Annotated in this window: 20 protein-coding genes; 15 read left to right on the top strand and 5 right to left on the bottom strand. The window is 42.9% G+C overall.

What is annotated here, in order from left to right; translation table 11 throughout:
• The first annotated feature begins 107 nt into the window (after positions 1-107).
• From ACI2IW_RS04295 to arfB, 3 genes are all read left to right on the top strand, one after another.
• The gene (locus ACI2IW_RS04295) at positions 108-872 is read left to right on the top strand and encodes an SDR family oxidoreductase (RefSeq protein ID WP_404692760.1); all 765 of its coding nucleotides are present in this window, start codon (positions 108-110) and stop codon (positions 870-872) included.
• Positions 873-1,108: 236 nt separating this feature from the next.
• Positions 1,109-1,951: an HpcH/HpaI aldolase/citrate lyase family protein gene (locus ACI2IW_RS04300; protein ID WP_404692761.1), complete on the top strand. Its 843-nt coding sequence runs from the start codon at positions 1,109-1,111 to the stop codon at positions 1,949-1,951.
• A 357-nt stretch (positions 1,952-2,308) separates the two neighbouring features.
• On the top strand, positions 2,309-2,722 hold the full coding sequence (arfB, locus tag ACI2IW_RS04305; RefSeq protein WP_404692762.1) for an alternative ribosome rescue aminoacyl-tRNA hydrolase ArfB: 414 nt from the start codon (positions 2,309-2,311) through the stop codon (positions 2,720-2,722).
• A 135-nt stretch (positions 2,723-2,857) separates the two neighbouring features.
• Here arfB and ACI2IW_RS04310 read toward each other — a convergent pair whose 3' ends face one another.
• The 3 genes from ACI2IW_RS04310 to ACI2IW_RS04320 all read right to left on the bottom strand — a co-directional run bounded on the left by ACI2IW_RS04310 (position 2,858) and on the right by ACI2IW_RS04320 (position 7,826).
• Positions 2,858-4,759, bottom strand: coding sequence for an autotransporter domain-containing protein (locus ACI2IW_RS04310; protein WP_404692763.1), 1,902 nt, complete (start codon positions 4,757-4,759; stop codon positions 2,858-2,860).
• A 219-nt stretch (positions 4,760-4,978) separates the two neighbouring features.
• On the bottom strand, positions 4,979-6,256 hold the full coding sequence (locus tag ACI2IW_RS04315) for an MFS transporter (protein WP_404692764.1): 1,278 nt from the start codon (positions 6,254-6,256) through the stop codon (positions 4,979-4,981).
• Positions 6,257-6,626: 370 nt separating this feature from the next.
• Positions 6,627-7,826: a sugar transporter gene (locus tag ACI2IW_RS04320; protein ID WP_404692765.1), complete on the bottom strand. Its 1,200-nt coding sequence runs from the start codon at positions 7,824-7,826 to the stop codon at positions 6,627-6,629.
• A 739-nt stretch (positions 7,827-8,565) separates the two neighbouring features.
• Here ACI2IW_RS04320 and ACI2IW_RS04325 point away from each other — a divergent pair.
• The 5 genes from ACI2IW_RS04325 (at position 8,566) to ACI2IW_RS04345 (ending at position 12,935) form a co-directional block, all read left to right on the top strand.
• Positions 8,566-9,480, top strand: a complete 915-nt coding sequence (locus ACI2IW_RS04325; protein WP_404692766.1) for a hypothetical protein — start codon at positions 8,566-8,568, stop codon at positions 9,478-9,480.
• 37 nt (positions 9,481-9,517) lie between these two features.
• Positions 9,518-10,102: a YqiA/YcfP family alpha/beta fold hydrolase gene (locus tag ACI2IW_RS04330; protein ID WP_341609483.1), complete on the top strand. Its 585-nt coding sequence runs from the start codon at positions 9,518-9,520 to the stop codon at positions 10,100-10,102.
• 96 nt (positions 10,103-10,198) lie between these two features.
• The gene (locus ACI2IW_RS04335) at positions 10,199-10,831 is read left to right on the top strand and encodes a TetR/AcrR family transcriptional regulator (protein ID WP_404692767.1); all 633 of its coding nucleotides are present in this window, start codon (positions 10,199-10,201) and stop codon (positions 10,829-10,831) included.
• An 81-nt stretch (positions 10,832-10,912) separates the two neighbouring features.
• Complete coding sequence (locus tag ACI2IW_RS04340; RefSeq protein WP_404692768.1) at positions 10,913-11,896, top strand: MDR family oxidoreductase; 984 nt, start codon at positions 10,913-10,915, stop codon at positions 11,894-11,896.
• A 403-nt stretch (positions 11,897-12,299) separates the two neighbouring features.
• Positions 12,300-12,935: a hypothetical protein gene (locus ACI2IW_RS04345; protein WP_404692769.1), complete on the top strand. Its 636-nt coding sequence runs from the start codon at positions 12,300-12,302 to the stop codon at positions 12,933-12,935.
• Between the two features lie 174 nt (positions 12,936-13,109).
• Here ACI2IW_RS04345 and ACI2IW_RS04350 read toward each other — a convergent pair whose 3' ends face one another.
• A complete protein-coding gene (locus ACI2IW_RS04350; protein ID WP_179799292.1) occupies positions 13,110-13,748 on the bottom strand; it encodes a TetR/AcrR family transcriptional regulator in 639 nt (212 codons plus the stop codon).
• A 378-nt stretch (positions 13,749-14,126) separates the two neighbouring features.
• Here ACI2IW_RS04350 and ACI2IW_RS04355 point away from each other — a divergent pair, with 378 nt between their 5' ends.
• The 7 genes from ACI2IW_RS04355 to ACI2IW_RS04385 all read left to right on the top strand — a co-directional run bounded on the left by ACI2IW_RS04355 (position 14,127) and on the right by ACI2IW_RS04385 (position 22,784).
• Positions 14,127-15,278, top strand: coding sequence for an acyl-CoA dehydrogenase family protein (locus ACI2IW_RS04355; protein ID WP_404692770.1), 1,152 nt, complete (start codon positions 14,127-14,129; stop codon positions 15,276-15,278).
• A gap of 62 nt (positions 15,279-15,340) precedes the next feature.
• Entirely contained in the window at positions 15,341-16,549 is a 1,209-nt protein-coding gene (locus tag ACI2IW_RS04360) for an acetyl-CoA C-acetyltransferase (RefSeq protein ID WP_404692771.1), read from the top strand.
• A gap of 70 nt (positions 16,550-16,619) precedes the next feature.
• A complete protein-coding gene (locus ACI2IW_RS04365; protein WP_404692772.1) occupies positions 16,620-18,809 on the top strand; it encodes a 3-hydroxyacyl-CoA dehydrogenase NAD-binding domain-containing protein in 2,190 nt (729 codons plus the stop codon).
• A complete protein-coding gene (locus ACI2IW_RS04370; protein ID WP_404692773.1) occupies positions 18,802-19,941 on the top strand; it encodes a CaiB/BaiF CoA transferase family protein in 1,140 nt (379 codons plus the stop codon). Before ACI2IW_RS04365 ends, ACI2IW_RS04370 begins: the two co-directional genes overlap by 8 nt.
• Positions 19,942-20,237: 296 nt before the next feature.
• Positions 20,238-20,942, top strand: a complete 705-nt coding sequence (locus tag ACI2IW_RS04375; protein WP_404692774.1) for a hypothetical protein — start codon at positions 20,238-20,240, stop codon at positions 20,940-20,942.
• 312 nt (positions 20,943-21,254) lie between these two features.
• Complete coding sequence (gene rluF / locus ACI2IW_RS04380; RefSeq protein ID WP_404692775.1) at positions 21,255-22,259, top strand: 23S rRNA pseudouridine(2604) synthase RluF; 1,005 nt, start codon at positions 21,255-21,257, stop codon at positions 22,257-22,259.
• An 81-nt stretch (positions 22,260-22,340) separates the two neighbouring features.
• Complete coding sequence (locus ACI2IW_RS04385; protein ID WP_404692776.1) at positions 22,341-22,784, top strand: SRPBCC family protein; 444 nt, start codon at positions 22,341-22,343, stop codon at positions 22,782-22,784.
• Positions 22,785-22,871: 87 nt separating this feature from the next.
• Here the strand turns inward: ACI2IW_RS04385 and ACI2IW_RS04390 are convergent, their stop codons facing one another.
• On the bottom strand, positions 22,872-23,183 hold the full coding sequence (locus tag ACI2IW_RS04390; protein WP_194364083.1) for a DUF1244 domain-containing protein: 312 nt from the start codon (positions 23,181-23,183) through the stop codon (positions 22,872-22,874).
• Positions 23,184-24,048: the final 865 nt, after the last annotated feature.

A 24,048-nucleotide genomic window follows, 5' to 3' on the forward strand; every position in this document is an offset into this window, starting at 1 on the left:
TGTTAGTTATGACAGCGATTATCTTATTTTAGATACACGTTTTAGATATATGAATTCAGCGCTCAAAAATTATTGAAAATATAAAGTTTATAAAAATACAAGGAATAATGATGAAAGATTTATTTGATTTAACCGGTAAGATTGCTCTAGTAACTGGTGCTAGCCGCGGTATTGGTGAGTCTATTGCCCGTCTATTGGCATCAAGAGGCGCACATGTGATTGTCTCAAGCCGAAAAATCGATGCTTGCCAAGCAGTTGCTGATAGCATCAAAGCTGACGGCCATAATGCCAGTGCTTTCGCTTGTCACGTGGGAGACATGGAGCAAATTGACGCAATTTTTGAGCATATCAAAAGTGAATTTGGTCAAATCGATATCTTAGTCAATAACGCTGCAGCCAACCCTTACTATGGCCATATCTTAGATACGGATTTAGCCGCCTTTGATAAAACGGTTGAAGTTAATATCCGTGGTTACTTCTTTATGTCGACGGCCGCTGGCAAAATGATGAAAGAGCAGGGCGGCGGTGTCATCTTAAATACCGCGTCGGTCAATGGTTTAGTAGCAGGCGACAAACAAGGTATCTACTCAATCACCAAGGCAGCAGTCATCAGCATGACCAAAGCCTTTGCTAAAGAGTGTGGCCCACTTAATATCCGTGTCAATGCGCTATTGCCAGGTTTGACGGATACTAAGTTTGCCTCTGCATTGACTACTAACGATAAAGTCTTAAAAATGGCGCTACACTCGATTCCGCTAGGACGTGTGGCTGAGCCTGATGAAATGGCTGGTACCGTATTGTATCTAGTGTCGGACGCCTCAAGCTATACCACAGGCGCGACTATCGTTGTCGATGGTGGCATGCTAGCTTAATTAGACAATCTATAAGACATAGATTAGATAAGAAAGTAATTGTTTAAAACTGCATGAGACTCAAGAACCGCATGAGATTAATTTTCATGCGGTTTTTTTGATTTGGTTTTTTAATAGAATGTCTAAGTAATCTTGGTTTTGCACTATCGAATAAATTGCTAATTTTAAATGAACATCAGCTGTATAGTGGCATAATAAATATGCTAATAGCTACTTGAATAATATAGGAATTAAGCATGGATTCAGTTATCAAAAATAAAATAAAAACGATTTCTCAAAATAAAACATGGCTGTTTGTGCCAGCGACTCGTATCGATAGAGTAGCGAAAGCATTTGCTAGTGGTGCAGATGCGGTTATTGTCGATTTAGAAGATGCCGTTGCGCCAGAAGATAAAGCATCGGCACGTGAAGCATTGCAGCAATATCACGACAGTGCAGGTTATCAGCCGATTTGGGTGCGTATTAATAAGGCAGGTAGCAAAGAATTTTTCAAAGACATAGTGCTCTGTCAGAAAATGTCTAATTTGGCTGGCGTGTTATTGGCCAAAGCTGAGCAAGCAGAAGATATTAATAACGTACATCAGCTTACCAATTTACCTGTTATTGCATTGATCGAGAGTGCGATGGGATTGTATCAAATCGATAGTATGGCAAAAGCAGTTGGGCTAGCCGCGTTTAGTTATGGATTTTTAGATTTGTGCAATGATTTGCAAGTGCAAGTAGGAACGCCTGCCGCTGATATCATCGCCAATCAAATCCGCTATCAACTAATCCTAACGTCAAAAGTGCACCAATTATCGCCGCCCATCGATACCATTTATCCTGACTTCAACAATGAAGTTGGACTGAGCGATCGAGTACAGTTATGGTCACAAATGGGGATGTCAGGAATGCTGTGTATTCATCCCAAACAAGTGGCTGTCGTCCAGCAGGCATTACAACCAACAGACGAAGCATTGTCATTTGCGCAGCGTGTGGTCGAGGAGTATGAGCGCAGTGGACAGGCAGTATTCAAAATAGATGGCGAGATGGTAGATGCGCCAGTGATTGAGCGTAGTCGTCAACTGTTGGCAAAGTAGCAGGCCAATCCATATTCAGTTAAATGTGAGTAGTCGGTTCAATATAATTTAGATACTAGGGCGTGGCCTCAATTCAATCGATAGTTATCTAAATGAGTTAAAAATGGCTAAATCTTGCCAAATGGCGTCAAATAGCTGACTAATATCTCGATATTATCTGCGCTATTTTCCTTGTTTGACTGCGATTTATCTCATTTTTATCCCCATTCTTAAAATGAGGACACGCCCTAGAAAGCCGAGTGAAAGTATTACAAGCAGTATACTAAGCGAGACTGACACCGTACCTAGTTTATATAGGATTGACTATATAATGCTTTATCATGAACCATATCCATTCACATTCGATAAAAGCAAACTATGATTTTCATTAATAATAATATTAGCCTCAACGATAATGAGGTAGAGATCAGCGCCATACGAGCGCAAGGCGCAGGTGGGCAGAATGTCAACAAAGTATCTTCTGCCATTCACCTGCGTTTTAATATTAACGACTCAAGTCTGAGTGATGAGTACAAGCAGCGACTGTTAAATAGCAAAGATGGCCGAATAACAAAGGAAGGCGTGCTGATTATCAAGGCGCAGCAGTTTCGTACGCAAGAGCGCAATAAAATGGATGCGCTTGAACGTCTGCAAAGTTTTATCACCAAAGCTACTTACGTTAATAAAACGAGAAGGCCGACCAAGCCAAGCAGAAATGCCAAACGTAAACGGGTAGATAAAAAAACCCAGCGCGGTAAGACAAAGGCTTTACGCGGTAAAGTAGATTTTTAGAGAGTTTGTGATAGTAGGTTTTACAAGAAGAAAGGTTAGAGAACAAAAACCGTAGAGGTTATGGCAGTTTTTGAATTTATTATGGTATAGGCGATTAATTATAACCTATACCATTTTTCTAAGTTAACGGCTTATTTAGAATGCACCATTAAGTCCAACGAATAAGCTGGTTGAGTCGTCGTCATTACCTTGTGAATGTGTGACACCAGCATTAGCATTCAATAGACCAAAGCGTCTAGATAGGCCAAGTGTCATAGCAACGTTATCATCATCAGTTTCGACCATAGGCGTCTCAAAGCTGATATTTGGTAGCGTATTTAAACGTGCGGTTACCGCTTCGCGATTGTCACTCAGCTGCTTTTGGTAATGAATATCACCAAATAAGTTTAGGTTCTCCATCAAGCTATGATTGGCTTTGAGGCCAAGCTTGCCATATGTCGTAGAGTATTTCTGCTCATCGAACTGCATAGCAATGCCAGACATCTCTTTTTCTTTGAGTCCGTCAATTTTTACGCGGCTCGCTGTTGCACCGATATAAGGCGTAACGGCAATATTGCTCACTTGCATTGGGTAGCCTGCCTGCAAGTTGGCATAAAAGCGCTTGCCATCAGCATTTGACTTAAACTGTTGTTGGTTACTGCCAAGTGTGACAGCACGTGTGACATCGACATCCATGTTGCCAAATCCTGCAGCACCATTGATCTGTAAACCGCCAAACTTGTTGCTATGATAGACACCAAAACCAACTTCTCCCAGATCAATATCACTCAAACCTGTGCCAACGTCTGAGTTCTCAAAGTCTTTTTGAGTGATGTTGCCGTATAAGCCTGTCACTGCATTTGCTGAGTTAGGATGAGCAAAATCTACACCAAGCAATACTTGGGTATTATTATCACCATCAAACCCTGCAATTTCTTGATTAGCGACTTCACCAACGGCCCATAGTGTACGAGCAGGTTTTTGCTCACTGCTTTGGATTTGGTTGACGTGTGACTGTAAGCGCTCATTGGTTGCAAGTCCGGTGGTCGTTGCAATATGAGGCAGTACACCGATTAAGCTAGGCGCAGTGACAACAGCGTTTGCATAGTCAGCGATCAGTTGATGCGCTTGACCAGTCGGGTGAATGCCATCAGCGAAGAAGTAGGTTTCGTTGGCATTTGTTTCTATAAGAGTATCACGGCCGCAAGTGAGAGAGCTGGCATCTCCACAAGCCTCATCGGTGACATTAGTAAAACCATACTGAGTAGGTGACGCAATTATCGCTTTTGATAAGCTAAACACATCGAGCGGTATGATATTTGCCCCAGTACCTGCGACGCCACTAAGCATAAACTGATTGTAGAGACTGGCTGCACCAGTTGCAGATGCTTGGGCTGTCAACGCATCTATAAGATCTTGACCTTCAAGACCAGGGTCTGGAGTGAATCTAGGGGTTAGACCGACATCAGGGATATTAGGTACTAAAATATATTTGGCACCATTGTCCTTTAGTGCCTTAATCGTTTCGGTTTGGCTAGCTACTGCACCTAGTATGGTCGCTTGGGCACTAGCAGGATTTTCAGATTCACCTGCAGCAAGCAGGTCATTTGCCCCTGCCCATACGATATAGAGTCCATTAGGGTCTACTTTGTTATTAGCGAGATAACTATTCACTTGGCTATTGGCAGAAGCTACTGGAATACCGAAAGCAGCAACATCTACGCCAGCTCTTGCACCGCCAATGGCATAATTATTCCCAGTTTGACTACCGTCATAAGTATTGGCGACAGAGGTTGTACCCAATTGCTCAGCGAATGAGGTCGCCCATGTATTATCAGGATTGGTAGTAAACTGACCTGACTCTGGAATCCCAAAATTATTTTGAGTTAGAGGACTAAAGTATCCGCCATCGGTCAGGCTATCACCAAAAAAGGTGACACTGTCATAAGCATTTGCGTGAGTAATACCAGCGATAGATAGGCTGACAGCCAGCATGCTTTTGGTAAAAGTTTTGAGAGTGGTATGGCTAATTTTAGAACGTGAGGTATTACGAGGCATAGCGACTTCCTTGTCATCAATGTAATAGTTTGTCAACCGAGTGTAACCACTTTTTAGAAAGCTAGCAATCGTTTTGATTGCAAAACTGCAAGAATATCTCCTTATTTAAATAAGTTTTTAGAGCACTAAAAAATGGCAATAAGTATTAAAAAATCATACAGACGTCACTGGTGACAAGAGTAAGTATAGTTAGCAGTATCAATACTATAGAAAATGGAATTAAGCTTGTTTTTGTGGACGCAATAATAAGGCAAGCCCAAGTGCTACAAAAGCGGCGATACCAGATATCATATAACTGATACTAAAGTCCCCAGTGATTTCTGCAAGATAACCTGCGGCTACTGGCCCAAGAGCCTGTCCACCTGAAAAAGCAAAAGTCAGTGCCGCAAGTGCACTTGCCGCCGCTGCAGGACCGAAATAGTCGCCCGCCGAGGCAGCCATAATGACAGGCACACTCCAAACCACTAGGCCAAACAGGATAATTGATAAATACAGTCCTAAATGCCAATCAGTGAGTCCGACCAACAGATAAGCGATGGCAAGGAAGAAAAAAGCTAGCGCCAGACCAAGGCGTCTACCAATATGGTCAGAAATCCAGCCAAACAACATGCCTGAGAACATGCTCAGCAGTCCAATCCATGCCCAAACACCACCAGCAGTCGCTTCACTTAGTTGATACGAGCCAACCATACTGGTGACAATGAAGGTGACGTAAACCATATAGGTGGCGCCATAAATAGCAAAGATGACACCTAGATGTACGAGTAGCTTAATATTGCTACGTTCTAGCTTTTTCTTATTTTTAACAGGTAAGGTAGGTGCGCGCCCAAAAGGGCTTTGTCTGACATCGTCTGGATGGTTGCGAATCAAAGTAAAGGTAAGCCAAGCTACCGCAATATTAATTACGGCAAAAATTAGCCAACCTGTTTGCCAAGACAGTAGAGTGGAAATGGGTAAGAGTTTGGGTACGACAAATCCCGATAAAATGATACCAAATCCAGGCCCAGCCATGACTAGTCCTAGAGCAAGCCCGCGGTGTGAAGGAAAAAACCAATGCGACATGACGCTCATCGTTGGTAAGACCACGCCGCCGCTACCGATACCTGTCAGCACATAGAGTGCGCAAAGTATTGGAAAACTGGTGGTAAAAGCCATACCGAGCATAGAAACAGCAATGAGGAGGAGGCTTGCCGTCGCAGTCGTTCGAGTACCCAACCGAGGCAGAATAAAAGGGCTTAAAAGCACCGCAACGAGATATCCTATCAGGTTGGTGAATCCCAAGATTCCGCTTTGGGTATAGTTTAAGCCTAAAGAAGATGACATGGATGGCAGTAACATGCCAAATGCGAATCGTCCTAATCCAAGTCCGCAGAACATTGCTACAGAGCCTGTAGTGGCAACGATCCAAGCATAATGCAATTTACCCAATCTAAGGGGCGCAGTGTTATCTTGATTTCTTTGATCTGGACTGTCTTTTTGAGTCATTCCATCAGCCATCACGAATCTCCAACAAGTTGAAAATTCGCAATATATATCGTTACTAAATTTAGATCGTAGGTAATGACTTCCTTGTTTTGAATAGTATCCATTTCACACTCATCCTTTTGTGCTTAATCCCTATCAGTCCTTTATTGAGTATACTTATAGCCTAAGCATACTTATGTCCAATGAAATTAGTATAACTGCACCTGAACGTTCGTTCAATGAGTATCTAAGCAATCATCGTTATGATTCATAGGCTACAGTGTTATATTCACAAACAAAAAAAATGCCAGCCCATTTATATGGCTGGCATTCTGCTTATTGTTCTCTGACGGTTCCTTCCCGACTACTATTTTTTGGCTATCTTTTAATATCGACTTATTAGCTAGCCAAGTCGTTTACTCAATTCAGGAAAGCGTTTAATCATAAATAGCATCAAGAGTAACGCCACAACTGCGATAGCCGCACCTGTGTACCCTACGCTAGATAGTGAAATATGCGTGACGGCATAACCACCGAATAGCGCACCCGTACCAATTCCCAAATTAATAATACCTGAGAACATCGACATCAGCATGTCTTGCGCATTGACATCGACCATGATGACTTTGGCCTGCATTGAGATAATCAGTAGCATGAGCGCCGCGCCCCAAAGTAGAGCGATAAAACTGAGCGCCCATACAGAGGTCACCGCTAGCAACAGCGCAAGCATAGACACGAGCATCAGTATGGTCGATATCAGCATCAATCTGGTATTGAACCGATCTCCCCAACGACTGAAAATAATACTGCCTACAATTCCTGCTGCACCGAATAGTAACAGTACAAAAGTTGCAGCGTTTTCACTGATATTACCGACTTGGCGCATGAATGGTTCTATATAAGAATAAGCTGTGTAGTGCGCTGTAAAGACCAATAAAATAAGCAGGTACAAACAGACTAATAAGGGATTTTTGAGGAGCTCTGGAATCTTTCTAAAAGACCCTTCAAACATACTCGGTAGCGTCGGTAAGAGTCTCGCTTGTAGGATAAATACGATTAAGGCGAGGACGCCAATACCGCCAAAGGTCGCTCGCCAGCCAAACCATTGCCCAACCAAACGCCCCAGCGGCACACCCAGTACCATTGCTAACGACGTACCCGTTGCTAGTACACTAAGCGCCATGGCTTTTTTGCCTTCAGGTGCGACGCGTATCGCGATTGCAGCTGTGATCGACCAAAATATCGCATGAGATAACGCAATTCCAACTCGGCTAATGAGCAGCACGTCAAAGCTCCAGGCAAATACGGACAGTACGTGACTGGCAATGAATACGGCAAAAAGACCCAAGAGCAAGCGTTTGCGCTCAAATCGACTGGTTAGTAGCATTAGTGGTAATGACATCGCTGCGACAATCCAAGCATAGAGTGTCAACATCCAGCCAGTCTCTGCCGTCGTAATGGAGAAGTCTTGGGCAATGTCGCTCAACAGCGCCACAGGGACAAATTCTGTGGTGTTCATAATAAAGGCACTAACGCCCATCAAAAATACTTGAAAATACTGAGTTCGGCGAGCGTTTGAGCTGGCCTCAAGGTTATGTGTCATAAAATCCAATACAGATGCGAATACTACGTGTGATAGGTCAAAGTGGGGCAGGCTTAATTAGAATACAAGGTTTGCGCGGCAAGATAGCAAGCCCACGTCGATCGTGAAAGGTGTTTTTTGATAAGGATTGTTAATTGAACGTTTATTGAGGATGCTTGAGCAATATGAAACTGTCGCTAATGATACTTATTGTGTTGGGATACTTGCTAATGACTAAACTACAACTCATTTAAAGAGAGGCGACACCAGTTGTCGTAGAAGGTTTTAAACAGCTTTATTTTTATGTGAGCTTATACTATAGTTATTAAGTCAGGCAAAATAACATGAGATAAAAACCAGTTAACCCTCGGAGCGCAACGCTTCACTTCTTAACTGAGTTTTTAAAACGCTATCTTAGCGAAGTCTTTCTAGTAGTGTTATTTACGTTTAATCCTAAACTTTTACGCCTGTACAAACCCAAAAAACCATATTTATTAATAAACAAAAAACCTAGCAGAAAAAAGCTCGTTGGCGTTGCAAAAATATTAGCAATGTAACAGCGAAAAACTGTGGCTAAAAAGCCTATCAGAATCAAAGGCTACTACCTTACCAAGTCGATTAATTTACTTAACTTTATAGATAATGACGTCATTTAAACAATGGCGAATAGGCTCGGCTGACTTGAAATCGGCATTCAGAATATAACAACAAAGAAAAACTGCAGCGAAAAAACCAAAAACAAAATAATAAGGATATAACGATGACGACATTAACGTATCAGTTTGAGCAAAAACGGTTAGATAACTTTAAGTGGTCGGATGGCTCAAAGCTATCTGGTATAACGGCACTAGCAAATGATGAGAAAGGCCGAGTACGAAAACAGCCATTGTTTTACCTCGAAACGGTTTCTATAGACAGTTATGAAGATGATATTTATTTCGTGAACAATACTGATGAGACGCTCAGATGGGTAGCACCATTTAAACCCTATCGAAACATAACTGAAGCACGAGCAAAGTTGGGCGATACCAGTGATGAAAACTTACGTAAAGTGACGCTCTATAGTGATGATATAAATAGCGTATATCAGGATGTACTACCTAAGCAGGGCGTGCGGATAGGTAGTACTCATATCATGTATGACAGTGATGCGATGATGCAGTGGTTCATACATGTGCCCTATAAAGGGCCAGATACTCATTATGCGATTTGGCAATTTAATGTAGTGGAAAAAGGCGGAATTCGCGGAATTTATCCACTGCTGTGGGATGATTTTAGTCAACCTTCGCACATGGTGAGTTGTGATTGTCTGTTTGAGCAGGCTGATATGCCGATAGAGGTCAGTATTTATGAAGAGCGCTGTGCAATGCTTGACAGGCTTATCGGTCCATTTGGGGTGTCCAATGCCATATTCATACTGGCGATTAATGACGTGCTTTATCGTTATGGCGTGGGCTGGAGCGCGCCCTATAGCGAGTCGGATATACAAGCGCAAGACATTGCGATGAAACTAAAAGAACAAAAGCCAGAAAATACGGAAGCGGTGAAAGCCATTGTCCAAGCGGTTTATGATTTTTGGTTTAACGAAGGTTTTGCAAAAAATATCTCAATGCAGGCTTGTGAGGAGATTTTGAGTTTGTATCAAGCGCAGGTTGCTAGCCAAAAACCAGTTTGATTTATAAACTAAATTACAATTAAAAAAGGAGAACCTTATGATGTTTCCTATTGAAAACAATGATACGTTTTTACTGTTTTTTCATGGTCTCGATTCTAGCAATGAGACCAGTAAATATACCTGTATCACACGTGAGCCTAAATATTGCCAAACGGTCAACTATCGAGAGAATTTTGCAGAAATATTTGAGATTTATGATGCTTTGATTCGCGAGAAAATCGCACAGTACCCGCAAGTAGTGTTGGCAGGGCATTCGCTTGGTGGCTGGTTTGCCAATCATTTTGCCCATAAATACAACTTGCGGGCACTGTTGATTGCGCCTTGTATCTATCCAAGTGAGGTATTGGTTGACCGTATCCCTGACGTAGTTGATATGAAGCTGTCTTTTCCCACGACCAATACCGAGATGGTACGAGTTATGGTAGAAGTCGACGATGAAAGCTTAGACGTAGCAGTCGCTAGACGAACCTTAGTGAATCTGCCTGACAGCTGGGAAGTTGATTACTTTGCAGGCGGTCATCATCGTATCGCTCGTAGCAGTGATATCTGGTATCACGTAACGCATCTGTGCGAAGATCCCATCGTTTGGATGGATGAGGCAACATATCATGGTGAAAACTAATAGCAAGGGCAGTCAAAAACTGTCGCGACTGATGGATAAATAGACCACTAAAAATAATTGATTGACATTAAAGACGATCGGTCATAATATTTATGCATGACGATTACTAAGCCAAAAGCCCGTCGAGGGCGTCCACCCAATGTTGAACGAGAGTTTACGGATACCCGTGAAGCTCTTTTGAGATCTGGGATGGAGATGTTGACAGAGCAAGGTTTTGCGACCACTGGTATCGATGCCGTACTCAAACGTATCAATGTGCCTAAAGGCTCTTTCTACAATTATTTCAAAAACAAAGAAGCATTTGGACAGGAAGTGTTGCGGCAGTACGCGTTGTATTTTGCTCGCAAGCTAGATCATTGTTTTCTGAATGAGCAAGTATCTCCTATGCAGCGTATTAGTGACTTCGTTGAAGATGCTAAGTCGGGAATGATCAAGCATGAATTTCGACGCGGCTGTTTGGTAGGCAACTTGGGCCAAGAGATTGTCGTGTTGCCTGAGAGTTTCCGTTGTGAGTTAGAAGGTATATTACTTGATTGGCAAAAGCGTTTAGCGGCTTGCTTGCGTCTGGCAGTACAACAAGGACAAATACATTCTCATAGTGATTGTGATGAGCTTGCTGCTTTCTTTTGGATTGGTTGGGAAGGTGCGGTTCTGCGTGCTAAGTTAGTACAAGATGTCAGTCCATTAGATACTTTTTTCCGAGGTTTTGTAGCAGGAATACAGAAGTAATTTTTTTATCTATATTTTTAGACGACTGGTCTAAATTATTTTTTACTCATTTATAGACGATTGGTCTAAATAGGAGCTGCTATGTTTAATGCAATATTAATTGAAAAGAATGACGATGTTTATCAGTCCAATCTGACTGAGATACAGGACACGCAATTGCCAGAAGGGGATGTCACGGTTCGTGTGGCATATAGCACGCTCAACTACAAAGATGGATTGGCTATTACGGGTCGTAGCCCTGTGGTACGCACATTTCCCATGGTTCCAGGAATCGATTTAGCGGGTACCGTCGAAACAAGCAGTCATCCCCGCTACAAAGCTGGCGACAAGGTGTTGTTAAATGGTTGGAGTGTGGGTGAGAAGTATTGGGGCGGTCTATCACAAAAAGCGCGATTAAACGGTGACTGGCTCATCCCGCTCCCTGAGTCGATGACTGAACGTCAGGCGATGGCGATAGGTACAGCAGGGTATACTGCAATGCTTTGTCTAATCGCATTAGAGCGTAATGGACTCACACCAGAGCGTGGCGAAGTATTGGTGACTGGTGCTAATGGCGGCGTTGGTAGCTTTGCCATTGCACTTTTAGCAAACCAAGGTTACTCTGTCACTGCCTCTACGGGACGTCTGGAAGAAGCCGAATACTTAAAGAGCCTTGGTGCAACGACGATCATTGACCGAGCGGAATTAAGCAGTCCGGGACGCGCGCTTGGTAAGGAGAGATGGGCTGCCGCAATTGATTCTGTTGGTAGTCATACGCTGGCCAACGTTTGTGCTAGCACGTGTGAAGATGGTTTAGTCGCTACTTGTGGATTGGCTCAAGGCATGGATTTCCCTGCTACTGTCGCGCCATTTATTTTACGCGGTGTCAGTTTGCTTGGTATCAATAGTGTGACGCGACCTTATAATGAGCGTGTAGAAGCATGGCAGCGTTTGAGTACAGGTTTGGATATGACGCAATTAGATGCAATCACCAGAGAGATTGGTCTAAGCGAAGTCATTCCGACAGCAAACGAGTTATTGGATGGCAAGGTTCGTGGTCGAATAGTTGTTGATGTCAATCGTTAGGCTATCAAGCATAACTTTTAATACTTCAACACTAATGTTTCGATGCTAAGCTTCTTTTTAATACATGAACAAATGATGCATCGAAAGGTCCAAGATTGAATCATCAAAGTGAAAAAGAATTATTCACAAACGGTCACAAATATCGGTATTTATTTTTTATCATCTGATGTGCTATCATCGTTGAACGATCTATCGTGGGTTTAACAGTTTTGTTATTGCCGACCATGACAATAGTCTAATGGTGGCGCGACAAACCTTGCAACTTCCAGCACGATATAAAACAACTCTGGTAAAGCGCATGAGCCTGTACTCCGACAACCTCATTTGTGCCTGATTTTTTGCCTATTTGGGCGTATATCATACTTTTTCGTCGGAGTAACAGGAGTCTAAGGTGTTCAATATCATGAGCCACATTGCTAACCCATCTAAATATACCCGTCGTTATCACCCACGCCATCCTCTAGCGCAATATATTATCAATCAAATAGAGTCGCTTGAGCTGCGCCCGCAAGATATCGTCAAGCAAATGGGCTATCCTCTTAAACACACTATACCTGCCTATGACCGCCTGCGCCATGTACTGTCGAGCAAATTCCTTGGGCTTGATGGTAGCTATATGGACAAGCACTTTACCGCTGATGAGTTTTTAGCAAAACTGTTTGCCGTACTTGAGATACCGTATCAGCCATTCGCAGAAGATATTGCGCAGATCAAATATGACTTGGCGAATCACTCTAATACGCTACCCAGATATAGCTTACGAGCGGAAGTAGATTTCACATTTACGAGTGCTGATAACTGGATGTCTCGTGGTGCGGCTTCACGTTTTGCGCAAGTACATCTGCCTAGTGGTTTTGCCAAATTAGACGATGCTGCACGTAAATCAGTGATTCAAGACAGCATCTGCGAGCATTATCAGCAGTATGAGGGCAGTTTGCCATACGATGGTATCATCAAAGGCTATCGACTGACTATTGAACAAAACACCCATGTGGTCGACCATGCAGAGTATGGATTGCCAAAATCTAGCAGTATCTAAAAAACTTTGAATGTATAAGCAGTACGAGCTGTTCATTACATTGACTGCATAATCACATTGACTGAAAAGTAAACACCAAAAAGCCTCACTTTATCGTGGGGCTTTTTAGTGTTTAGCTTAGTGTTTTATTCTAAGAGTCAAACACTGCTAAATATCAGTTTTATAAAATTCATTTTAAGCTTCAGGTTTAGAGATGGCGCGCCATAAAATCACAAATAGCGCATCAAATTCTGCATTTAACGGTGTTTCTGTTTGGCGAATGGTATGCATTAATCCAAGTCGACTGATAAACCCCATAAACACATCGAAAAGTATGTGCAGTGGGACAGTGTCATTTAGCACACCGCGATTTTGACCATCTTCTAGTACCGCCAAAAACGCGCCAATTAGCTCTTTGTTCTCATAGATCGCGATATTACGTATACGCGAGGCCGATACAGAAGACAGCACCATCACCGCATCTGGATGCGAGTCGACAAAATCAAAGCAGACCCACAGTGTCTTACGTAGACGATCTTGTACGCTATCAATCCCTTGCAGATGATCCATAATCCGAGCGGCTAATCTGCCGAGCACAATATCCATAATGGTATAAAACAGCGTTTGCTTGTCCCCGAAGTACTTGTAGAGTGTTTGCAAAGAGACGTTTGCAGACTTTGCAATCTGCGCCATCGTCACCTCATTGGCGTCAAATCCTGCAAAGACTTTACGAACGGCTTGTTCAATTTTATCCAAAGTTGCGGGCCGCATATCGGATAAGGGTGCTAGAGATCGAGTTTGTGTGAGGCTATCTGACTGACTAAAGGTTTTCATATTTATCGCTTCTTAAAGTATTGGCTATTTGATACGCCCTATCAGTTAAATGATTTGCTCGATAATTTAACGTAATTAAATTAACAAGTAATGTAAATTACCATTTTTATTTAATTGATTGCGAAGTGGTTTTTCGTAGCCTAGTATAAGACTCATATATTAATAAATACAAAGAATTTATAGTATATCTATAACGGTAATATAAATTACCATAATTTACAAAATGGCTTAGATATAGTCAGTTCAATATAATTTCGATACAAGGAAACCGAGTGCAAGTTATACATTAGTATGCTTAGCGAGGATGACGATGTAGCGGACTTATATAGACTTGACTATATAGTTGTTATTCACTCCACCTTGTCAAGGATAGACATCATGAGTATCGAAAAGTTCACCCCAAACTGGATGACCGAAGAGCATCAGATGGTGCACGACAGCGCCTTAAAAATGTTTCAATCTTGGGATCCTAAAGATGAGCAATGGCGCAAAAATGGCATGATTGATCGCGATGCATGGGAAGAAGCAGGCGAGATGGGGTTTTTATGTGCGGCGATACCAAGTGAGTATGGCGGTGGCGGCGGTGATTTTGGTCATGAAGCCGCGCTCATCTACGCTCAAACCGAGGCCAATCAGTCAGGATTTGGGGGTATGGTGCATTCAGGTATTGTCGCGCCTTATATTTTAGACCACGGTACTGAAGAACAAAGACAAGCGTGGCTACCAAAAATGGCAACGGGCGAATATATCGGCGCTATCGCCATGACCGAGCCTGGTACTGGCTCCGACCTGCAGAACATCAAAACCTATGCGGTAAAAGATGGTGATGACTATACTATCAATGGTTCTAAGGCTTTTATCACCAATGGTCAGCATGCCAATCTTATCCTATTAGCGTGCAAAACAGACCGTGAAAAAGGCGCACAAGGCGTCTCACTTATCATCGTAGAAACGGACAAAGTAGAAGGGTTTGAGCGTGGACGTAACCTAGATAAGATTGGTCTGACATCTCAAGATACCTCAGAGTTGTTCTTTAGCAATGTACGTGTGCCGCAAACCAACCTATTGGGCACGGTAGAAGGTATGGGCTTTATCCAAATGATGCAAGAACTACCACGTGAGCGCTTAATCATTGCGCTATCAGGGGTTGGCTCAATGAAACTTGCTATCAATCTAACCCTAGATTACGTAAAAGGCCGCGAAGCCTTTGGCAAACCTATTTGGAAGTTTCAAAATACGCGTTTTAAGATGGCAGAGTGCTATGCTGATTATCTCGCTGCCAGTACCATGTGTGATGCGGCAGTCGATGCGATGTTAGATGGCAAACTGTCTGTACCGCATGCCTCATTAATCAAATATTGGGTCACCGAAAAACAGTGCGAAGTCATCGACGAGTGCGTGCAGCTGTTTGGTGGCTATGGCTATATGACAGAGTATCCTATCGCACGTTTATATGCCGATGCGCGCGTGCAAAAAATCTATGGCGGTACCAATGAGATTATGAAGGAACTGGCTTCACGCTTTATGTAGACGCTTATATTATAAGACTACGATAATTGTTGTTTATTTAAAAAATAAAAAAAGGATTTTTTATGACTGAGACCGCTTACATTTATGACGCTATCCGCACGCCACGTGGCAAAGGCAAAAAGGACGGTTCGTTGTATCAGGCATCACCGATTTGGCTGACGCGAACTTTGTTAAAAGAGATGCAACAGCGTCACAACTTGGATACCAGTTTGGTCGATGATGTGGTACTTGGCTGTGTGACACCAGTGGGTGAGCAAGGCTCTGATATCGCCCGCATTGCTGCTATCGATGCTGGCTGGGCACAGAGTGTGGCAGGCCTTACCTTATCTCGTTTTTGTGCCTCTGGTCTGGAGTCTATCAACCTAGCAGCGGCCAAAATCATGTCAGGTATGGAAGACATGGTAGTGGCAGGCGGTGTTGAGTCTATGAGCCGTGTACCGATGGGCTCAGATGGCGGTGCTTGGTACATGGATCCGCGAGTCAATGAAGCGACGCATTTCGTACCGCAAGGAGTAGGTGCGGATACCATCGCAACGCTCAAAGGCTTTAGTCGTACGGATGTTGATGCCTTTGCCACCGAGTCGCATCGCCGCGCTGCACAGGCATGGGAGAAGGGTTATTACGATAAGTCTGTTGTCCCTGTCACCGATATCAATGGCATGATGCTGTTAGATAAAGACGAAACCATCCGTCCTAATACCAATGTCGAGACCTTAGCTGGGCTAAAACCTTCTTTTGTTATGCCGGGTAAAATGGGCTTTGATAGCGTTATCTTGGACAGATACACCACGATTGAAACCGTAAATCATGTGCATCATGCGGGTAACTCCTCTGGCATCGTCGATGGGGCTGCCATTTGTTTGGTCGGTAGCGCGGCGGCTGGTCAAAAAGCAGAGTTAAAACCACGCGCCAAAATCACGATGGCGTCAGTCATTGGCTCAGAGCCTGCCATCATGCTGACAGGCCCGACACCAGCTTGCCAAAAAGCCCTCGCCAAAGCGGGCATGCAAGCCGCTGACATAGACCTTTGGGAAATCAACGAAGCATTTGCTGCTGTGCCGATGAATACCGCTGATGATTTTGGCATCTCGCTTGATATCGTCAATGTAAATGGAGGTGCAATATCCATGGGTCATCCGCTTGGAGCGACAGGCGCGATGCTAATGACGACTGTCCTTGATGAGTTAGAACGACGCGACCTAAAGACCGCTATGATTACGCTATGTGTAGGCGGTGGTATGGGGATTGCCACCATTATCGAGCGTGTTTAACTTTTTCTAAAATAGACTGAAACCAATTAGACTAAAACGCAACATACAAAGAATCATTTAAGGGATAAAAATGATGACAAATAACCAGACAGCAGATAGCGTAATAGCAATTAACGAATTAGAAAACTTCTTTGCCCAGCGTGATGCCGACGGTATCGTCACTGTCACAATTGACCAAAGCAAACGCAAAATGAATGTCATCGGTGATGGCTTTACGGAGTCGTTTGCCACGATGGTGGATAGTTTTATCAATGATGATTCAGCTACAGGCTTGATTCTCACATCGGCCAAGGAAACCTTCGTGGTTGGCGCAGATATCGATCAATTGAACCAGATAAAGACAGCCGAGCAAGCATTTGCAGTTACTGAAGAATTGAAAAGTAGTTTGCGTACGCTTGAAACATCAGGTAAACCTGTCGTCGCTGCTATGACAGGAACCGCATTAGGCGGCGGTTTAGAGTTGGCACTTGCCTGTCATTATCGTATTGCGATTGACACGCCTAAGACCAAGCTAGGTTTGCCTGAGGTGAAACTGGGCTTGCTACCTGGCGGCGGTGGTACTCAGCGTTTACCGCGATTGGTCGGTATTCAAATGGCACTAGAGTTGATGACGCAAGGTAAAGAATTACGCCCAGCAGCGGCAAAAGACATTGGACTTATTGATGCAATAGCCACTGATCAAGCAGATATGCTGAAGCAAGCAAAAGACTGGATTCAAAATAATCCAAGCGCTCAGCAGCCATGGGATAAGAAAGGTTTTAAAATTCCTGGCGGCGATAGCAAGCATCCAAAAGTAGTTCCTATATTCTCTATCGCCCCAGCCATGGCTAATCAAAAGTCACATGGCAACTATCCTGCGATTACCCATATTATGTCTTGCGTGTTTGAGGGGTGCTTAGTAGACATCGATACAGGGCTTGAGATTGAGTCACGTTATTTCGCAGCTTGTGTACTATCTGCTGAATCTAGAAACATGATCAATACCCTGTGGACTCAGCTCAATAGCATCAAAAAAGGTCAGTCTAGGCCCCAAGGGTTTGAGCGAACCCAAATTAAAAAGGTCGGTATCTTGGGCGCTGGCATGATGGGCGCTGGCATTGCTTATGTCACTGCCAAAGTAGGTATAGACGTTGTCTTATTGGACACAGAAATTGCCAATGCAGAAAAAGGCAAAGCGTATTCTGCTAGTATTTTGGATAAAACCATTAGCCGAAAGCGCGCTACCGAAGAGAAAAAACAAGCCCTCCTAGAACGCATTACGCCAACAGTTTCTTACGATGATTTGGCAGATTGCGATCTTATTATCGAAGCGGTATTTGAAAACCGAGAAATTAAAGCCAAGTGTACCCAGCAAAGTGAAGCAGTGATTACAAACACGGCCGTCTATGCTTCTAACACCTCAACACTACCAATTACAGGATTGGCAAAAGCCAGCACGCGACCAAATCAGTTTATCGGTCTGCATTTTTTCTCGCCAGTAGACAAGATGCCGCTCGTGGAGATTATCATGGGCGAGCAAACCGACGATGCGACATTGGCCAAAGCATTCGACTATGTTGTGCAAATAGGTAAAACGCCTATCGTCGTCAATGATAGTCATGGCTTTTATACCTCGCGGGTATTTGGTACCTATGTATCAGAGGGCATTGCGATGCTAGGGGAGGGTGTGCATCCGCGTAGTATCGAAGTCGCCGGTATGAAAACAGGTATGCCGATGCCACCGCTAGCATTGCAAGATGAAGTGTCGTTGAGCCTTGCATTGCATGTCAGCGAACAGCAGCAAGCGGATATGGCAGCCGAAGGTAAGCCAATCGTAGTGCGTCCTTCTTATGACATACTAAAAACATTGGTTAATGAGCATGGGCGCGAAGGTAAGAAAAATGGCAAAGGATTCTATGACTATCCAACAGAGGGCGATAAACATCTATGGCCTGAGCTGGTAAATTTATATCCGCCAAAATTGGAGCAACCCTCGCAGCAAGATTTGGTCGATCGCCTGATGTTTATTCAAGCCAATGAATCCGCTAAGTGCTATGAAGAAAATGTTGTGCGCTCAGTTGCCGACACCAATATAGGGTCTATCTTTGGTTGGGGGTTTGCACCGCAACACGGTGGTACGCTACAGTTTATCAATGCAATGGGCGTGAGTGCGTTTGTTGAGCGGAGTCGTGAGCTGGCTGCGAAATATGGCGAACGTTTTGAGCCAGCTCAAATCTTGTTAGATATGGCAGCCAAAGGCGAGGCGTTCTCCGATGACTGACATGCATGTATCAAATCATGATCAAATGGCGGACTGTCTACAAGGATTACGAGTGGTCGATCTGACTCGTAATCTACCTGGGCCATTTGCCACGCGTTTGCTTACGGATTTGGGCGCGGACGTCCTTAAAATCGAGCCCAAACAAGGCGATCCTGCTCGGGTATTTGGTGAATTATTCGCAGCTCTAAACCATGGTAAGACGACCGAAAAGCATGACTTTCATGATCCCGAAGCGATTGAAGCTATAAAAGCACATCTTAAAGAAGCCGATGTGATGCTAGATAGCTTTCGCCCAGGTGTCTTGGCAGAAATGGGACTAGATGCTAAGACCCTGCATACCATCAACCCAAAGCTAGTAATAGTGTCAATCACTGGCTATGGCGTAGCAGGCAATTACGCAAAAGAAGGTATTTACTTAGAAGGTGCTTACTCAATAGATGGCTCTCAAGTGAATCATGACTGGTCTGATAAGGCCGGTCATGATATCAATTTTATGGCTATGAGCGGTGTACTAGATCAGCTAAGAACAGCGCAGGGTGAGCAGGCTATGCCTAATATTCAGTTTGCGGATTTGGCAGGTGGTAGTGACACAGCTGTGATAGCACTGTTGGCTGCCGTATTTGCCGCCCAGCGTACGGGCAGGGGACGACACATTGCTATTAGCATGACGCACAGCCTTTATAATCATATGGTCATGCCAAAGGTCACAGGCAAACTGATTAATAGCCTTTCAGGAAAGGGCTTGAACGACACTCTACTGCCGCAGCATGACTTTTTGGGTGGTGCATTGCCATGCTATCGATTGTACCAAACCGCTGACCAGCGCTATATGGCCGTTGGTGCATTGGAGCTGAAGTTTTGGCAAGGTTTATGTGAGGTATTGGATTTACCCGAACTCAAAGGGGTACATTGGCAACTTGGTATTATGCCTAATAGGCCTGAGAGTCAAACAGCGATTAAAACAATAGCGGCAAAATTCGCTAGTCAAACGCTTGAGCATTGGCAAGGCGTATTTGCGGCAACAGATGTCTGTGTGACCCCTGTGCTGAGTTTGCAGGAAGCCAAGGCTCACCCTTTGTTTGCGCATCAAAATGAACATCAGGCAACCTCAGGGTGGCAGCAAGTGAATTAGTATGTAAGTAGCTTTAGAGAAAAGTGAAAATTGGATTATCACTTGAAGGCTATCTTAAGATACTGCTGGCTAGTATCGTCTTTTTAGTCTGTATTATTCTGACTGCCTGTCTAAACCAGAATAATTGAACTTGTATATTTATAACTGTCTATCTAAAATTGCCTGAATAAGAGACAATACGCCCATAAATCATAAAGTCTTACGGTACTGAAAAATAGTAGCACGTTCAAAAGCTCTTAGAGATTGAGCAACACAGACATTTAATAAATTTGACTTAAGCAAAAAGGCAGTTCTGAATGACCAAACATAACCCGTATAATTTTTTACCTTTGCAGCCAACAGGTAGAAACGAGACCAATACTGCTAATACTTATGCTCCTGAAGATATGATTAAAATATACGAGCAGCAGTTTCTCATTCAAGTGCCTGAAGAAGAGCTGACAGAGTTTTTGCCAGCGTTAAAAGCATTCTATGATATCGATAACCATACCTTAGACGTCAGTGCCATTATTTTCGATGCAATTGCAGACTCTGCTATCATTTATAATCATAAAATCAAAGTCGGCGACTATCAGATATTAGGTGAGTTGATAGAAGAGGCGATTGAATATGATGAAGGCAACAAAAGTGATGAAAGCGCTGAGAGTGAAGAGATTCAAGCCTATACATTAGAGTGTCAGCGTACTTTCTTCATTAATGATGTAGAAATACCTTATCATTTCAACCTATTTATTTATGGCGATGGTTATTCTACTTTGACCAAAAAAGAAACCGTACTAGAAAAAATGTACTGGTTTGTCAGAGGTAGATTTGAAGAGGATTTGCTAGATGATGCTGAAGATAACGACAGCTTAGAGTCTATTAATGCGCAACTAGCCAGTTTAGGCATTCGTGAAATGGATCTGACGACTGTAGATGAGATAATCAGCTATGTAGAAGGCAGTATCATTGATGATCCAATGGTGGAAGAGCTTAATAAACTTTTAGATGATGCTGAGTAGTGTGGAGGATAAGTTAGTAGAGTAATCAGCAAAAGAGCAGCTTCGAAAAATTATATAGCTGAACAACTAGAAAAAAGCCTCACTGCTCGTATGATGAATGGTGAGGCTTTTTAAACTCACAACCTCATAAATAAGTTCTTTCGTCATCATCCAAAATTACATGACGCTATACATTTCTAGGTTTTTACCCATCTCCCCTCAAAGGGTCAGTCGATTTCCTATATAATGTGAGCTATTTCGTTATTGTTGATCCATTCAATTTAGGCTTTTTTCTTAGCAAAAAACGCTTCTTATCAGGTAAAACGGTGCTTTATGTTCAACGCTTCCTCGACTCGTTTAAATAAATACATCAGCGAAAGTGGTATTTGCTCTAGGCGAGACGCTGACCGCTTTATTGAACAAGGTAATGTATACATCAATGGCAAACGTGCGTCGGTCGGTGATCAGGTGGTTGCTGGTGATGCAGTAAAAGTTAATGGTCAGCTTATTGAGCCGCGAGAGCCTGATGATTTTATTTTTATTGCGTTGAATAAGCCAGTAGGCATTGTGAGTACTACAGAAAGCTCTGAGAAAAATAATATTGTCGATTTTGTGCGACATAGTTTGCGTATTTTTCCGATTGGTCGTTTGGACAAAGATTCTCAAGGTTTGATCTTTTTGACTAATAATGGCGATTTGGTCAATAAGGTACTACGTGCTGGCAATAACCATGAGAAAGAGTATCTAGTTACAGTAAACAAGCCGTTAACGGATAGTGTTATCGAAGGTTTGGCGGGCGGTGTGCCGATGCTTGGCAAGATGACCAAAAAATGCCCAGTGACTAAAGTAGCGCCTAATGTATTTAACATCACGCTCGTTCAAGGCTTGAACCGTCAAATTCGTCGTATGTGTGAGCACTTTGGCTACGAAGTCGTCAAGCTTGAACGTACGCGGATTATGAATGTAAGTCTCAAAGGTCTTCCCGTTGGTGACTGGCGAGACTTAACCCCAAAAGAGCTGTCTGTGTTACTTAAATCTGTAGAAGATTCCTCTTCGCAAGACAATCATGCGGGCAAGAAATCTCGCAATGCGCCACGAAAAAAACCTCGTGCTGATACTTCGTCAAAATCAAAACCATCTACGAAATCGGTAGGGGCAGCAAAGGGGCGTAACAAATACGCCAAGGACGATGCTAGAAAACCAGCAGGTTCTAAAGGTAGGGATGGACGTCCTACTGGTCGTGGTAAGCCGTCAGGCATTAATGGTAAATCTGGAGGCAATGGTAAACCTACTACCAATGGCAGGCGTCCTTCGAAAGGTAGAGGTTCTTCACGGTAATAATTTTTCACAATGTGACGGCTATATTTATTTCTAAAATGGCAGTAAGCTAAATAACTTTAATCTTAATGAGATCATATTATGTTTAAAATAAAAGTAGAGCGCATTGTCAAAAAACCGATTGATGAGGTGTTTGAAGCACTGAGTGACCATGCCAGTTATGGCTCATTTAAAGCGGTGGGGGTTGCTAAGTTAATAGCTGAAGGCAATGAAGAGCGCAATGGCGTTGGGGCTTTACGTAGCATTCAAACGGGACCCGTTAAGTTCTGGGAGCGGATTACGGCGTTTGAGCGTCCTACTCATATGCAATACCAAATCGAAAAATCTAAACCTATAAAAATGCGACATGATAAAGGTATCATTGATTTAAAAGACTTGGGCGATGGCACCACACACGTGACTTGGGTATCTGAGGGTCGATTGATGGTACCATTGCCATTAGTCGGTCGACTATTTGACCGTCAAATGCAGAAACAAGGAACCATAGGGTTTAGTAGCATACTCAAATCTATCGAAAGCCGCTAATCTAGCGGCAATGTTGGGTTTTTTGATATAGTTATTTAGGACACGCCCTAGTGATGGCTTATTTTATTTGAGCCATCACTGTCAGTTTTAATCCGCTTTATTCTTAGCAGCTTCAATCTCGTTAAAACGTGCTAACTGCTCTGGCGTTGCTTTCTGCTGATACTTTTCTTTCCACTCAGCATAAGGCATACCATAAACAAGCTCGCGCGCATCCTCGTATTCGATTTCAATACCACGCTCTTCACCAGCCGCTTTATACCATTTGGATAAACAGTTACGACAAAAGTCGGCAAGGTTCATTAGCTCAATATTTTGTACATCTTTACGTTCGTCTAAATGAGCTAGTAAGCGACGAAATGCCGCCGCTTCTAACTCGATGTTTGATTCTAATTTTGCCATAATATTTTCCTAGTTATAATTGAGCCACTTTCAAACCAACATGATACTAACGACATAAATATTGCGCAACCTATGTCGTTGACTAGAATGCACTATAGTGAGAGTCAACTCTAATAGTACTATGTATTCTTCTAATATCAATCACGACTTGTCATCAATTAAATTAAAAAATACAAGAAGCCAAATGGATAGAGCTTCCAAAACAAAGGCCTGATCTATCATATTAAGTACAAAATGTGTGATATAGCTTCATCTTTGCAAAGAAATTCTAAGTTAATTAGCGTGCTTTATAAAGCTATCTATTCAATTTTTGGCTGAGGTAATTGACATACTTGGCTAATAGGCTTTGCAACATATTGTGTTGTGCTCTTTAGAAATATAAACCCCTATTTGTTATATGGATCATTATGGTAAGTAGAGTAGAGTGATGCATAGTTTCTAATCACCAGAGTCGTCAATTTTAAATTGCCAAACCTTTCAATCTTAAAAGCTTTTTTTGGATCGATTTGACGGCATTGCAAATCGTCGTGCCAGTGCTTCAACATGTTAATAAAAGGAGTCTTGTCGTTAGATCTTGATAGACCATGTTAATGTGCCAAACAAGAATCGAACAACCTTCACATAGAGTTAATAACCCCCGTCGCATGATCAAGCTGACTGTCTATCAAGACCACATTGGTGATGCCAGTATTTCTCAATTAACGTGCTAGCTGTAAAGACTTAAATCCGAATATTTGCTGACTAATGTCAACCTATAGGTTGAATGAAATCCAATCTATATGATTTTATGATATAGTTATCTAAGATTGGGTGCAGGTCTTTTTTTGTATGGTTCCTAGCCGAATACCGTGATAGTTATGGCAAT

This window comes from Psychrobacter sp. NPDC078501 (genome assembly GCF_044900935.1).
GTDB lineage: Bacteria > Pseudomonadota > Gammaproteobacteria > Pseudomonadales > Moraxellaceae > Psychrobacter.